Source organism: Algoriphagus sp. (assembly GCF_024642405.1).
Taxonomy (GTDB): domain Bacteria; phylum Bacteroidota; class Bacteroidia; order Cytophagales; family Cyclobacteriaceae; genus Algoriphagus.
Genome location: NZ_JAHEBC010000016.1, coordinates 16,430 through 30,010 on the forward strand (window position 1 = coordinate 16,430; position 13,581 = coordinate 30,010).

Consider the following 13,581-nt stretch of genomic DNA (forward strand, 5'->3'; position numbering starts at 1 on the left):
GTTAACTTTACACAATCTGATTAACATAGGCTTCATGCAAGATGAAACATATGATCCTCACATATTTAATGATTCTTGGGCTTAGTAACTTTACTTTAGCCCAGGATAAGTTATATCCAAATGAGGAGCTGTTTTTTGAAACTCAAAAGGAAGAGTCAATATGGAAAGAGGCCCAATCAAATCCTCTAAATCTTTTTACGGCTGTTCATGCCAAAGAAATTCATGAGCAAAAATGGAATGAACTAGTTGAAGAATTAGATCAAAAAAAGACTAAAACAAAAAGTGAATACAATTTCTTAAGGCACATTTTCCAAAAATCACATCAATCTTTGTTAAAGACCTACGTGAAGCACTCTACTTTCAACGACATGTTACAAGAAGGTAAATTTGATTGTGTTAGTGGATCTGCAACCTTAGGAATGCTACTGGACCGATACGGATATGACTATTCTATAGTAGAAACCGATTATCATGTGTTCATTGTTGTCAATGTTGAGGAAGAAACCATAATTTTAGAAAGTACCTTGCCTATCGGTGGAATGATTACACGTCCATCAGATGTTCAGGCATATTTAGATAGTTATAAGCCGGTGGAATTCGCTCAATTGAGTTCTCTTACCCAAAGGTTAGGCAATCCAGAAATAGATTTGTCAGATCATGCAATCTTTAGAAAAGTTTCTTTAACTCAATTGGCAGGTCTTCAATATTATAATGATGCCATTACGCATTTTAATGAGCAATCTTTTGGATTGGCCTCGAAACAACTTTCAAAAGCCATGATCCTTTATGACTCTGAAAGAATTAAAAACCTACGTGAATTAGCGATTGAGCAAGCCTATAAAGTATATGGCTACGATGTAAAATAGTTATTACTCAAAAAATATCTTGAAAAAATAAATGCCCTTCTTTAAGGGCATTATTTTTTAAATATTAATGATGGTGGTGTCCATCAGGTCCATGAACATGACCATGATCTATCTCTTCTGGCTGAGCCTCTCTAATCAATACTATTTTTCCATCAAACTGAAGGTCATGTGCCGCCAAAGGTGGATTAAAATCCATGTGCACTCCCATGTAATCGATCTTCGTAATTTCTCCTTTGACTTGATTCCCTTTATCATCTTGCATAGGGATTACCGCTCCAACCTTGAGTAAATCTTTTGACTTTTTCCCTTCCTGCTTAAAATTTGTCTTTGGTATGATTGTTTTCCTTTCCTCGTAATAATCTCCATATGCATTTTCAAAATCTATAAAAACGGAAAATTCATCTCCTATTGACTTTCCTTCCAAAGCTTCTTCAAATTTTGGGAAAACTGCTCCAGTCCCAAATAGGAAAAGGAAAGGCTGATTTTCTGACACATTCTCATAATCCACCATACCGGATTCCCCATCATCTACTTTAAGTTGATAAGCAATCCCAATCACTTTATTTTTTTCGACTTTCATAAAATAATACTTTATCTAAATAGATAGGCCACTCCGATTTGTGCCACAAAATTCTTTCTATCATAGCCCGGAACAAAATATTGGTCAGGTTGATTTTCTAAGAACCACTTATAATTTAAGGTGTTAACGTATTGCATTTTCCCGCTCAGGAGGAAATCTCCAAGTTTCCAATCCCCTATAAGAGAAGGAACCAGGTCCACATATTTATTTCTCCAGTCTTTGGAAGCTTCATATCGGAAATAATAAAAATCATTGTTGTAAACAATTCGCTCCATCTGGAAACCAATACGATTCATTTTATTAACCCAAGCAAACTCTACAAAAATGACATTACTTCCAGGACCATTCCCAACACCAAGTACTTGTCCATTGTGCGTATATCCTTCACGGACGTGATCATGAATATACCAGGTCTTTAAATCTCTAATATCCTCACGAATAGTTTGGCCTGTTTGAGTCATTTCGGAACTTATCTGAAGAAAATGACCTGGTTTTTTTAAACTCATCAGATGAGAAAACCCAAATGTAAAAGCTCTTCCAGACTCTGGCGTAATCATAAAGTCCTCTAATTTCCTGTTATTCCCTCTGGTGCCATATTCACCATAAAACTCAAAGTGCCCAGCCGGACTCATCCATCTGAAAAACCCAGAACTGAATTGTTGTCTTTTTTCTCTAGTTGGATCAAGTATATTTTCAGGTCCTTTCCTTCCATTGAACACAGGCAGTAAATCGCCGATAGTTGAGACCTCATTCCGATACATTTGATTTACAGATCCATAACCAAGAAATAAACCTGGAACCCATTTTGGCTGATAGGTGAAAATCAACCCAGAAACATATCTTTTATTGTCTTCAGGTTTGGGTATATAAACAGGATTTTCCTGAATATTATAATCATATAATGGTGGCAAAAATCCGCTGGACTTTAAAAATCCTGCTATCATTTGGCCTTCAAATGATCCAATCTTTGTTTGAATAGGCTTTCTTGTGTTCAAGGTGAAATGCAAGAATCCAGGAGCATTACTTCCCAGTAATAAGGAGTTTCTTCTTCCAGGTCCCCACCAAAGATTTTCTGTTGAAACTCCCAGAGAAACATCATTCAAATTAAACCTTAAACTTGATTGTCCTCCATAAACCTTGTTATACCCCGAATCTCCAAATCGCTCCGGCATATCAATACGGTTCATATATTCATAATAAAAAAGGATAGTTGCCTGATGCTCAATAGGGAAACCGATATAATCTTTGTTCTGAGCAATTAAAATTTCTGGCTGAAATTGAAAACTCCAGTTCCCATATTCTGCATAAACTCCCGGGCTAAGGATAGTTTGAATTCCCCGATTTGGAATAAATGCTCCATCGTTTACTCCAAAAGCATAGGTAGAATTGTACTGAGCTTTCAAAACAGCGGGAAGGGCTAATAATTTGCCCTTATTTTCTTTTCCAAAATATCTATGAATCCTAGAATTATCTATATCCACTACTGAGCTGTCTAAATCAAACCCATTCTTAAATCCAAAAGCTTCAGTGGGATATAGCGGACGAATCATAAAAGAAGAACTGGAATCTACCAATCCCAGTAATTGTGCTCTTCTTAAATATTGATCTAACAAGGGCATCCCTACTGGTACAGTTTGTCCATATGAAGATTCAAACCCAAGCAACAAGATCAATCCGAGCAAAATATTTTTTCTCACAAGCATTTTCATAGGATTAATTAAGTGTGAGTGCTGTGATTTCAATTTTAGAAATAGACCAGGATTCATCACAAATAGGATCTGGACTATTATCTTGTACTAAATCAGAATTCATATAAATTCTCGCAGTAGGGTTGCTATGATCTATAATTTTTGAGATGCTGTATTTAGTACTATAATTATTGAATGCACCAAAAATACAGAGCCCTGGCAAATTAGTCTGAATAGCACCAGATTTTGGAACATTCTGTCTAAAAAAAGTAGCAGGATATGATTGATAGAGGCAATATGTCGGCGCACAAGGAGAGTTAGAGAATGTAGTTCTGAAAACTTCTTGGTTATCTATACCAAAAAACCAGAAATCGGGTCCTGATATCCCATCATCGGGATTGCCGTCCCAACTATCATGAACTATTATTTCTACGGTCACTTTGAGTAAATTGTGCGATGGAAGGTCAGAAACATTAACAGCAACCTCCTCATTATGATAATACCCTGCAATTGTATCATTACCAAAAACAAACAGTCTTCCATTCTCAAAACCAGCCAAATTCAAATCTGAAAAATCGTTTGAATAAACGGTATTTTCAGATTCCAAAGTTTCACTGCACGACCAAAGAAAACCCAAGAAAATCAAGACTGGAAGGGTAAACCAGTTACTAGACCAAGTGCGTAACACCATGAATTATAATTTGCATATAAAAATGTACTGCACAAAGAAACAAAAAACCAGCCAAATGAGGATTATAGAAACTTTCCTATTTTTCTGAAGGAGGGCAATAAGTAATCTTTATTTTTGAATAAATTTTCAATTTCAATTATGGGTAATTTTACCATAGTCGCTGGTGCACGGCCGAATTTCATGAAGATCGCACCTATTATTCATGCCCTTCAAAATCAACAAAAAGAGGGGTTGCCTGTCAAATTTCGTCTTGTCCATACAGGTCAGCATTACGATAAAAAAATGTCAGGAGACTTTTTTGAACAACTTAATATTCCCGAACCTGATGCAAATCTTGGCGGAGGAGGAGGAACGCAAGCTGAGCAAACTGCTGCTATTATGGTTGCTTTTGAGAAAGAGTTGATGGAATATCGACCTGACTTGGTTTTGGTTGTTGGGGATGTCACCAGCACTTTGGCCTGTTCTATCACGGCCAAAAAACTTCAAATCGATGTAGCTCATGTAGAAGGTGGGATCAGGTCTGGTGACTTAAGCATGCCTGAAGAAATCAATCGAATGGTAACTGATAGCATCACTGATCATTTTTTCACAACATCAGAAATAGCAAATACCAACTTAAGAAATAGTGGATTTTCGGAAGAAAAAATCCATTATGTTGGAAATACCATGATCGATACACTTTTAGCCCAAATGGCAAGATTCAAAAAGCCAGAAGGCGAGATCTTTGACAACCTAGAAGCCGGAAAGTATTTTGTCATGACGATGCATCGTCCGGCTAATGTAGATCAGGAACATAAGTTAAAAGCCATGATCGATGCGATCTTAGAGGGAACTCAAGGGCTTCCGATAATTTTTCCAGTTCATCCGAGAACTGCCAAAAATCTCCAAGCAATTGGTATTCAATCTTCTAACCTAATCATGGCAGAACCACTAGGCTATCTTGAATTCAATTATCTAGTAAAACATGCCAAAGGAGTGATTACAGATTCAGGAGGAATCACTGAAGAAGCATCTGTCATGAATGTGCCTTGCATCACCCTTCGAGACAATACTGAAAGAGCAGAGACCATTCATTTGGGTACTAATGAACTCGTCGGAACAGATCCTGCCAAATTGAAACCTTATTTGGAGAAAGTAATGAAAGGCGATTGGAAAAAATACCAAGGAATTCCATTGTGGGATGGGAATACTGCCAAAAGAATTGTAAAAATTCTTCTCGAAAAATATCCAAACTAAAATGAAAACTCAAGAAAGAGTAAATCAACTAGTTTTGGAATTAGGCCTTCTTCCCCATCCAGAGGGAGGATTTTATAAAGAGACATATAGATCGGCTAGCTCTATAAAAACTCCAAATGGGGAAAGAAATCTATCTACAGTTATTTATTTCCTTTTGACTTCTAACAACGTTTCAAAGTTCCATAGAATCCAAAGTGACGAACATTGGTTTTGGCATGAAGGAAGCCCTCTTACCATTCATGTTTTAGATAATGGCAAACATCATCAATTATCCCTTGGTCCTTTAAATAGTTCAGGCTCTAACCCTCAACACCTTGTCCAAGCAAAAAAGATATTCGGCAGTTCAGTAGACGAACTTGGAAGTTATGCATTAGTATCTTGTGTTGTCTCGCCAGGATTTGATTTTAAGGATTTTGAATTATTTTCTGAGGATCAGCTTTTCAAATTATATCCAAATTCAAAGGAAATCATAAAAAGGCTAACCTAGTTATTTTTTCAATTCAATAAATGCTCGACCAGTGGAAGTTCCGGTATCATAAACTAAGTCGTTTTCATACCACACCTTGCGAAGAATTAAGCTTCCATTATCGAATTTTTCAATTTCTGTCAAAAACGAATCACTCTCGTTATGATTCCACTCGATGATCGTCTCTCCTATAGGGTAATCACCACCAAGAAATACACGAATTACAAATTGATCATTTTGTTCATCTTTAAAAATGAAAAAGTTGCGAGAGGCTGTATGTACCTTTTCTACTTTTTCCCCATTTTCCATATAGAATAGGCGAATGTGCTCTTCCTTAAAAGCTTTTGGATTGTTTCTGTCCAATAAATCGTTTCCCAAAGCATCACTAATTGTTAGATCTAGACCTATATCCACCACTGTACAACAAAGTGTTGGATCATCTTTCGTACAGGAGGATAAAAATAAAATGCTTGATACAAGAGCAAGGAATAATCTTTTCATAAACCAATTTAATAGTTAATAAGTTAAGAAAAAAGGCTCCCTTTCAGGAGCCCTATTTCATCGTGGTTAGTTTTTTTTCTTTCTAGAATGAGAACGCTGCTCTCATGGTAATTTTTGTGCCAGGAGTTAAGCTGGTAAAGATTTGGTCTTGAGCCTGATAAGATCTGAAAACCATTTCTTTCTTGTCGTTTAGGATATTCTGAACTCCAAACCCTGCTTGGAAACGCTCATCAGCCCCGAAAGTCTTGTTGACATTAAAGTTCAAGCTATGGAAAGGTACAGTGTATGTATCAGTTCTGTTTCCAAAGCCTACATAGTTCAATGTAGATCCCTGAACGTTATAAAATATTCCAGCTTCAAGTCCATTCACATAAGACTGATAACTCAATCCAGTATTGATAATGTAAGGAGCTTGTCCAGCCATATCTCTCGTATCCTTGATCTCCTGTCCTTCTCTCGCTGTCAAAGTTCTAGATCTGAATTCAGATTCAGACATTTTGATCTGAGAGTTAGTTACGGTCACGTTTGTATTCCAGTTAAAGTTTTCAAGCTTTGGAGCAATGAATTTCAAAGACTTTCTGAATTCAAATTCTAAGCCTGCAACAGTACCATTACCAACATTTCTTGGCTGGAAAGTACCTGGATCAGCAAGGAATTGAACCATCTCGATAGGCTTATCAAAAGTCTTGTAGAATGCACTTACAGAAAACATTTGACCTCTGTCTTGGAAGGCTTCCCATCTCAAATCAAAGTTGTTGATACGAGTAGAAACTAAATTTCCATCCCAAAGCACTTCAGTTCCACCATTAGTAGTTTCTGGATACAAACCTCCGATGAAAGTTCTACCTGTGATAGGGTCCAAAATTTCTGCATAAGAAAGCTCTTTGAAAGATGGTCTAGCGATAGTTCTAGAAGCTGAGAATCTTAAATTCTGCTTTTCTTTCAAATTGTAAATCAGGTTGACAGTTGGGAAGAAATCCAAATCGTCCAACATAGTAACCAAATCATAATTGATAGTTCCAGTTTGGTTAGTACCAGTATAGAACTGATTGAATTGCTCAACTCTCAAACCAACGACTGCTTTCAAGTTAGCGGCAGGATTAGCTTCAACAGAAGCATACCCAGCTACATTTGTAGCGATTGACTCGTATTTGTTTGGATTGATTGGAATAAAGTCTGCATTATACCTAACTCCATTTCTGTTATCCGCAGCGAATAGGTTCTCAGTCTGAAGAATCTCATTTGGATCACCTGTAAATAGTGTGTTACCTGTTGCAAACTGGAAGCTTTGGATATCAAAATCTCTGTATTTGAACACGTAGTTTGTACCAAATTTCACTTTAGCATCTCTTTGGAATAGAGATAATCCTCTTGCAACATCCAATTTACCTACAACACTGTACTCTTCTAGATTTCTCCAAATTCTCGCTGGAAGACCTACTTCTGTAGAAACAGTATTCTCAGGAACTCTGAATCTAGTGAATCGAATGTCTGGATCCTGAATAGTTGATCTTGTTGGAGCTAATTTCCAGTTTACTTCCCAATCTCTTCCGTTGAAATAGTGTGTACCACCAAGAAGAATGCTTGTCAAAGCTCTTTGGCTATATTCTAAATTGTATTGTTTTGCTTCGAAGTTTGCTCCCAAATTGGTGTTTACAAAGTCAAATTCACCAGCTTTTGACTCACCATTTTGAAGATGCATCAAGTTTAGCTTATACTTAGAATTATCGGTTTTTAAAGCAATTCCTGCCAAACCTCCAAGTAACACATTGTTTACACCGTAATCACCTTTTTGTCTTTCAAGTGCCTCAAGCTCAGTTGCACTGGATTCTCTTGGCTTTGCGTATAAGTTAAATTCAGCATCCTGATAAAACTCAGTTTCATTCTTATAAGTCAAGGCAAAATTATATCCCCAAGTAGCTCTAGATCTAGCAATCTGATTTCCTAAAGAAAAGCTTACTCCGGCATCCATCAAACTATTGCTTCTATATCCACCCAAGGTTTTATTAAAATCCCCAAGGATTTGCTGATACTCTAATCCTTTAGGACTATTTGGATTTCCTACTGCATCACCATATTGTGGAATGTCAGTTCTACCTCCAGTCGGGATAGATCTTGTTCCATCATCAAAACCTAACCAATCGGTGTTGCCACCATCATATTTCAAATAATTGGAATTGAAGTGCATGGAAGGATTAATTCCACCACTCAAGCTCAACTTCATGGATTTTTCTTCTGGGAAATCTTTCGTCTCAATATCTACTACACCTCCTGTAAAATCGGCTGGGAGTTCGGCAGTAAATGATTTTGATACGATGATATTATCGATCACATTAGTTGGAAAGATATCCATCTGAATAGAGTTTCTATCCGGATCAAGACCAGGAATATCTACCCCATTCAAGACAGTTTTTGTATATCTATCTCCAAGGCCACGTACATAAATGTATTTTCCACCTTCGATAGAAACACCTGTAACTCTTTTTACAGCAGAAGCTGCATCACCATCTCCGATTTGACGGAAAGTACTTGCAGAAATACCATCCATTAAGTTGGCAGCATTTCTTTTAACAGACATCAATGCCGATTCAGTAGTACGGATTGCTGTTGCAGCAATGGTTACTGTCTCCAATTCTGAAGCCTCCTCAGCCATGGAAATGTCATTTAAAACATTTACTGCCCCAGCTTTCACTTCTACCCCTGTCAATTCAACAGTGGAATATGAGATATAAGAAATCTGAATAGAGTAAGTTCCTGGCTCAACTTGAATTTCGAATTTCCCATCGAAATCAGTTACAGCGCCAGTAGAAGTTTCTTTTACTAATACAGAAACACCAAATAATGGTTCTCCAGTACCTTCTTCGAAGATTGTACCTCGGATAGTTCCTTTTTGAGCAAAGGCGAATCCCGCAATGACTTGGGATAAAACCAGGATGATCAAGACAACAATGGTACGTGTCATGAACATGTTTGTAGATTTATTTTTCATACAGCAATTAGATAATCACTTAATTTAGAATTGGGAAGAAAGACACCTTGCAAGTACTTTCTTCCCTATCTAAGTTTTTATTTGTTGTTTATTTAAAATCTGCTAGCTGACCTGCTACAGAAGCCCAAGTCCAGTTTGCGAATGCTGATTTATCAGCCCCTACTGTATTAGCTCCGGCTTCTACAGCCATTGCAAACTCAACTGTGCCAGCCTTAAATACTGTTTCAAGAGTTACACCTTCAGCAAGAGTTGCTTCAAGATTCATGAATTTCAAAGTTCCTTCTGCGAATGTTGCCAAAGTTTTATCACCACTTAGAGAAAGATCACCTCTTCCATCTGTAGTCGCCGGATCAGCAAATCCGAAGAAGTAGATGTTTTCGAAAGTACCTCTTGCTCCATCTCTGAAATCACCGAATTCAGCGACATCATTACCTTTAATAGAACCGTTTTTAAGGGTATGACCTGCTAAGGCAGAACCTTCTGGTCCATCAATTTCCAAGGTGTGATCAGTTTCGCTACCTGCGATTACAATGAAGTTATCCAAAGTACCTGCCCAAGCTTGGTCTGTATCCATACCATCATCACCAGGGTTCCATACAAGGGCATTTTTAACATTTACTGTTCCTCCGAACCATTCGATTCCGTCATCTTGATTTCCAATAACTTCGATATTTTCGATTACCGTTCCTGATCCAACTGCACCAAGAGTTAAACCGTTGATTTCGTTTCCTTCACCGATGTTTGCACCACCGTGACGGATAGACACATATTTTAAACTTCCAGAATTGTCAGCATCATTTGTTCCTCCATAAAGACCATTTGTATCTGATGGAGGAATACCTTCGATTTGAATTTCAGTAACATCTCCAGCAAAAGAACCCTTTGCATTTCCAAGGATTAATACTCCCCCCCAAAGTCCAGTCAAGTTTGGTTCTAGGTTTGGAGATACAATTTCTCCTGGCTTTATTTCGTCAGCTACTGTTGTGAATATGATAGGAGAAGTAGCTGTTCCTTGCGCTTCAATCTTAGCTCCTCTTGCAATGATCAAAGCTGTTGCATTTGAACCTGTTCCAACTTCACCTTTTACAATAACTCCTGGCTGGATAGTTAGTGTGTTTCCAGAAGTAACAGAGATTCTGCCACCTAGGATATAAGTTTTTCCAGTCTCCCAAGTAGTATTAGAGGAAATGTTTGAAGTGATAAGAATATTATTACCATCCTCCGGATCAGTACCTGGGGTAGGCTTGTCATTGCCCTCTATACAGCTAGTGAATCCTATCACTGTAACTGCGAAAAGAATTAACAGGGAATTAAACTTTTTCATTGTGTTATTAATTGAATTGTGGTTTTGTCTTCTTTTAATGACACAAAATTGGTTCAATTAATCAGCACAAGAGAATTTTTTGAATTATCCTTTTTTTAAAAAATTCGACAGAATTTAATATTGAATTAATAGATCAAACATAAAAAAAGGCTTCCCTTGCAGGAAGCCCACTAAAACAGGTTTTAATGTTATTATAATGTTACCGACTTATTAATCGGAACTTTTTCCATCAAAATTTTCACAAGGTCTCTTGTATTAATCCCATCCGCTTCTGCCTCATAATTCAGAATAATTCTGTGATTTAGCACATCTTCGGCAATTTCCTTAATGTCCTCAGGCAACACATAATCTCTTCCATCCATGTAAGCAACAGCTTTCGCAGCAAGGTTTAAGTTGATACTTGCTCTAGGTGAAACCCCAAACATGATGTACTTAGCCTCGTTTTTCAAACCATAGTCATTTGGGAATCGAGTTGCGAATACCAACTCAATGATATAGTGCTCCAACGGTTCTGCGATTTTCACCGCATTAATTTGATTTCTTATATCAAAAACATCTTGCTTTGAAAGCATGGGATTCACATCATTGGTAAATGACATATTTGCCATTCTCCGCATTACTTCCATTTCATCTGCTTTGCTAGGATAATCGATATGTACTTTCATCATGAATCGATCGACCTGAGCTTCTGGTAGAGGATATGTTCCTTCTTGGTCTACCGGGTTTTGAGTCGCCAGAACCAAAAATGGTCTATCCAATTGAAACGTGGTTTCTCCAATCGTCACTTGCTTTTCCTGCATCGCCTCCAGCAATGCGGATTGAACCTTAGCAGGAGATCTGTTTACCTCATCTGCCAAAATTAAATTGGAGAAGATTGGACCTTTTTTCACTTCAAAATCACCTGTCTGCTGATTATAGATCATCGTACCGATCAAATCAGCTGGTAGCAAATCAGGTGTAAATTGGATTCTATTAAAATCTAAGTGCAATACCTTTGCTAATGTATTAACGGTAAGGGTTTTTGCCAGACCTGGCACACCTTCTAATAAAATATGTCCATTAGTAAATAAGCCAATTAACAATCTATTGACCATTCGGTCTTGACCAATGACTACCTTTTTTACTTCTTGTAAAACTGCTTGAATTTTTTCCTGATGCATGGATGAGGATTTTTTAACTATGCTAAGGGGCTAAAATAACGTAAAAGTCCCAAAGGACAATCTTAATTCTTAGAAGCGGTAATGCCTCGTGGAGAAAGGAAATTTAGGATTTTTTAAGACCTTTTTGATCTATTTTGCTTCTGTTTCGCAGCATCTTTAAAACCAGTCAGTCCAAGTTTATGGTAAACGCTGTCTTGATCCATTTCTTGGACTTCTCCCACAGCAAAATCCATAATATTTATTTTCTCCATGGACTTTCTAACCAAGCGTAAAGTTGGGAACCCAACAGCAGCCGTCATTTTTCGGACTTGTCGGTTTTTCCCTTCGATCAAAGTTAACTCTATCCATGAATCAGGCACATTTTTTCTATACCGAATCGGAGGATCCCGATCGGGAAGAACCGGGCTTTCTGGTAGAAGTTTGGCTATTGCATGCTTGGTCAGGTAATCTTTCCCATCCACATTGATTTTGACACCATTACTAAGAGTCTTGATGGCTTCCTCGGTAGGAATTCCCTCCACCTGGGCCAAATAAGTTCGCTGATGTCCAAATCGGGGATTTAGCAAATGATGATTGAGCCATTTATCATCTGTGATCAAAAGCAAGCCTTCGGAGTCTTTATCTAACCTTCCTACAGGATAAACTTCCTTTGGAAAATCAAAAAGAGAGGCCAATGTATGCGCCTCTCCCGAGAATTGACTTAAAACCCCAAAGGGTTTATAAATAATAAAATAACGTGACAAACCTTTGGAACTAACTTCCGCAACCAATACAATCAATACTGGAATCCATTGGCTTTACGCCTTTCAGTTTCATTTCCAGATTGTGAATCTGATCTCTCAATTCCATGTCAGCAAACATGTCTCCTGTCAATTGGTTTTTCAATTCAGTAATCTGGGCTTCTAAATCTTGTAATTGTACCTCGCTCATAAAAATTCTGTTTTAAGGGTTAAAGTGATGTTCTAAAATAGCAAAGGAAAGGATAAAAGTTCCTCCCTTCTTTCAGAATTTTTTTTCGCAAAAATGATTCCAAAAGAAAATCAGTGCTTTACCTTCACAAAAATTTCTCGAAACAATGAGTTTAAACCACCTAATCAAATTACGTCAAGAATTACATCGGCAACCTGAAATAGCAGGTGAGGAAAAGGAAACGGCAAAAAAAATCAAAGCTTTTTTTCAAAACCTTAACCCAGATGAAACTATTGAAAATCTTGGCGGAAATGGATTGGCGTTTATTTTTAAGGGAACTCAACCAGGTTCCAGATTACTTTTTCGAGCTGAACTAGATGCACTGCCTATTCAGGAAACCGGAGATCTTACCTATAAAAGCCAAATTGAAGGCAAAGCTCATCTCTGTGGGCATGATGGGCATATGACGATCCTATGCGGATTGGGAGAAAAATTAGCTAAGCAAAAACCCAAAAAAGGGGAAATCGTTTTGCTTTTTCAACCCGCTGAAGAAACCGGGGAAGGAGCTAGACGAATTTTGGATGATCCTAAATTTGGAAAAATCAAACCTGACTTTGCCTTTGCGCTTCATAACCTGCCTGGCTTTCCTTTGCACCATATGGTGGTACGAGAGGGTACTTTCGCTGCAGGAAGCACTGGAATGACAATCACTTTAACAGGGAAAACCTCACACGCTGCACATCCTGATGCTGGGATTAACCCTGCTTTTGCAATCGCTAAATTGATTCAAACCCTTGCAAAATTCCCAGAAAAACTTAAAAGCTTTGCCTTGGTAACTGTCATCCATTCAGAAATCGGGAGTCTTGCATTTGGGACCAGTGCAGGAAAGGGAAGTTTAAGCCTGACAATTCGGGCATTTGATCAGGAAGAATTGGATGAATTAATTAATCTGATAGAAGTGGAAGTTGAACGGGTTGCAAGTGAGGAGAAATTAAAATTTGAAATTACTTATTTAGAAGCATTTGCTGTTTCCAAAAATGACCCAAATGCGGCAAAAATAGCTGAGAAGGCAATTAAAGGACTTGGGCTTGAAGCTATTGAAAAAAAAGAGCCATTTAGATGGTCTGAAGATTTTGGTCTGTTCAGCCAATCTTGCCCTTCCTACCTTTTT

At 37.7% G+C, this 13,581-nt stretch carries 13 protein-coding genes; 4 read left to right on the top strand and 9 right to left on the bottom strand.

Annotation, left to right across the window (positions count from 1 at the left end):
* Positions 1 to 50: 50 nt before the first annotated feature.
* Positions 51 to 866 carry a hypothetical protein gene (locus tag Q0L68_RS02565; RefSeq protein WP_296698951.1) on the top strand — a complete coding sequence of 272 codons (816 nt, stop codon included), beginning with the start codon at positions 51 to 53 and terminating at the stop codon, positions 864 to 866.
* 64 nt (positions 867 to 930) lie between these two features.
* Here Q0L68_RS02565 and Q0L68_RS02570 read toward each other — a convergent pair whose 3' ends face one another.
* The 3 genes from Q0L68_RS02570 to Q0L68_RS02580 are packed head-to-tail and all read right to left on the bottom strand — an operon-like array spanning position 931 to position 3,825.
* The gene (locus Q0L68_RS02570; protein ID WP_296698954.1) at positions 931 to 1,446 is read right to left on the bottom strand and encodes an FKBP-type peptidyl-prolyl cis-trans isomerase; all 516 of its coding nucleotides are present in this window, start codon (positions 1,444 to 1,446) and stop codon (positions 931 to 933) included.
* An 11-nt stretch (positions 1,447 to 1,457) separates the two neighbouring features.
* Positions 1,458 to 3,155: a capsule assembly Wzi family protein gene (locus Q0L68_RS02575; RefSeq protein ID WP_296698957.1), complete on the bottom strand. Its 1,698-nt coding sequence runs from the start codon at positions 3,153 to 3,155 to the stop codon at positions 1,458 to 1,460.
* 4 nt (positions 3,156 to 3,159) lie between these two features.
* Complete coding sequence (locus Q0L68_RS02580; RefSeq protein WP_296698959.1) at positions 3,160 to 3,825, bottom strand: hypothetical protein; 666 nt, start codon at positions 3,823 to 3,825, stop codon at positions 3,160 to 3,162.
* 138 nt (positions 3,826 to 3,963) lie between these two features.
* On the opposite strand from Q0L68_RS02580, the gene wecB reads away from it, so the two are divergent.
* Both wecB and Q0L68_RS02590 read left to right on the top strand, forming a co-directional pair.
* Positions 3,964 to 5,061 (top strand): non-hydrolyzing UDP-N-acetylglucosamine 2-epimerase, encoded by a 1,098-nt coding sequence (wecB, locus tag Q0L68_RS02585; RefSeq protein ID WP_296698961.1) that lies wholly within the window; start codon positions 3,964 to 3,966, stop codon positions 5,059 to 5,061.
* A 1-nt stretch (position 5,062) separates the two neighbouring features.
* A complete protein-coding gene (locus tag Q0L68_RS02590) occupies positions 5,063 to 5,548 on the top strand; it encodes a cupin domain-containing protein (protein WP_296698963.1) in 486 nt (161 codons plus the stop codon).
* Here Q0L68_RS02590 and Q0L68_RS02595 read toward each other — a convergent pair whose 3' ends face one another.
* From Q0L68_RS02595 to Q0L68_RS02620, 6 genes are all read right to left on the bottom strand, one after another.
* Positions 5,549 to 6,028 (bottom strand): hypothetical protein, encoded by a 480-nt coding sequence (locus Q0L68_RS02595; RefSeq protein ID WP_296698966.1) that lies wholly within the window; start codon positions 6,026 to 6,028, stop codon positions 5,549 to 5,551.
* A gap of 82 nt (positions 6,029 to 6,110) precedes the next feature.
* A complete protein-coding gene (locus Q0L68_RS02600) occupies positions 6,111 to 8,990 on the bottom strand; it encodes a TonB-dependent receptor (protein ID WP_296698968.1) in 2,880 nt (959 codons plus the stop codon).
* Positions 8,991 to 9,105: 115 nt separating this feature from the next.
* Complete coding sequence (locus Q0L68_RS02605) at positions 9,106 to 10,341, bottom strand: hypothetical protein (RefSeq protein ID WP_296698971.1); 1,236 nt, start codon at positions 10,339 to 10,341, stop codon at positions 9,106 to 9,108.
* Between the two features lie 191 nt (positions 10,342 to 10,532).
* Positions 10,533 to 11,501: a MoxR family ATPase gene (locus Q0L68_RS02610; RefSeq protein WP_296698972.1), complete on the bottom strand. Its 969-nt coding sequence runs from the start codon at positions 11,499 to 11,501 to the stop codon at positions 10,533 to 10,535.
* Between the two features lie 113 nt (positions 11,502 to 11,614).
* Complete coding sequence (locus Q0L68_RS02615; protein WP_296698974.1) at positions 11,615 to 12,244, bottom strand: pseudouridine synthase; 630 nt, start codon at positions 12,242 to 12,244, stop codon at positions 11,615 to 11,617.
* Between the two features lie 10 nt (positions 12,245 to 12,254).
* Positions 12,255 to 12,431, bottom strand: a complete 177-nt coding sequence (locus Q0L68_RS02620; RefSeq protein ID WP_296698979.1) for a hypothetical protein — start codon at positions 12,429 to 12,431, stop codon at positions 12,255 to 12,257.
* A 145-nt stretch (positions 12,432 to 12,576) separates the two neighbouring features.
* On the opposite strand from Q0L68_RS02620, the gene Q0L68_RS02625 reads away from it, so the two are divergent.
* The coding region (locus Q0L68_RS02625; protein WP_296698982.1) for an amidohydrolase at positions 12,577 to 13,581 on the top strand (1,005 nt) is incomplete at its 3' end.

Bases quoted from the DNA above. Each gene is read 5' to 3' on its own strand.
- Q0L68_RS02605 (WP_296698971.1), bottom strand. From the start codon at position 10,341: ATGAAAAAGTTTAATTCCCTGTTAATTCTTTTCGCAGTTACAGTGATA.
- Q0L68_RS02565 (WP_296698951.1), top strand. From the start codon at position 51: ATGATCCTCACATATTTAATGATTCTTGGGCTTAGTAACTTTACTTTA.
- Q0L68_RS02590 (WP_296698963.1), top strand. From the start codon at position 5,063: ATGAAAACTCAAGAAAGAGTAAATCAACTAGTTTTGGAATTAGGCCTT.
- Q0L68_RS02610 (WP_296698972.1), bottom strand. From the start codon at position 11,501: ATGCATCAGGAAAAAATTCAAGCAGTTTTACAAGAAGTAAAAAAGGTA.
- Q0L68_RS02620 (WP_296698979.1), bottom strand. From the start codon at position 12,431: ATGAGCGAGGTACAATTACAAGATTTAGAAGCCCAGATTACTGAATTG.
- wecB (WP_296698961.1), top strand. From the start codon at position 3,964: ATGGGTAATTTTACCATAGTCGCTGGTGCACGGCCGAATTTCATGAAG.
- Q0L68_RS02570 (WP_296698954.1), bottom strand. From the start codon at position 1,446: ATGAAAGTCGAAAAAAATAAAGTGATTGGGATTGCTTATCAACTTAAA.
- Q0L68_RS02595 (WP_296698966.1), bottom strand. From the start codon at position 6,028: ATGAAAAGATTATTCCTTGCTCTTGTATCAAGCATTTTATTTTTATCC.
- Q0L68_RS02600 (WP_296698968.1), bottom strand. From the start codon at position 8,990: ATGACACGTACCATTGTTGTCTTGATCATCCTGGTTTTATCCCAAGTC.
- Q0L68_RS02575 (WP_296698957.1), bottom strand. From the start codon at position 3,155: ATGAAAATGCTTGTGAGAAAAAATATTTTGCTCGGATTGATCTTGTTG.
- Q0L68_RS02580 (WP_296698959.1), bottom strand. From the start codon at position 3,825: ATGGTGTTACGCACTTGGTCTAGTAACTGGTTTACCCTTCCAGTCTTG.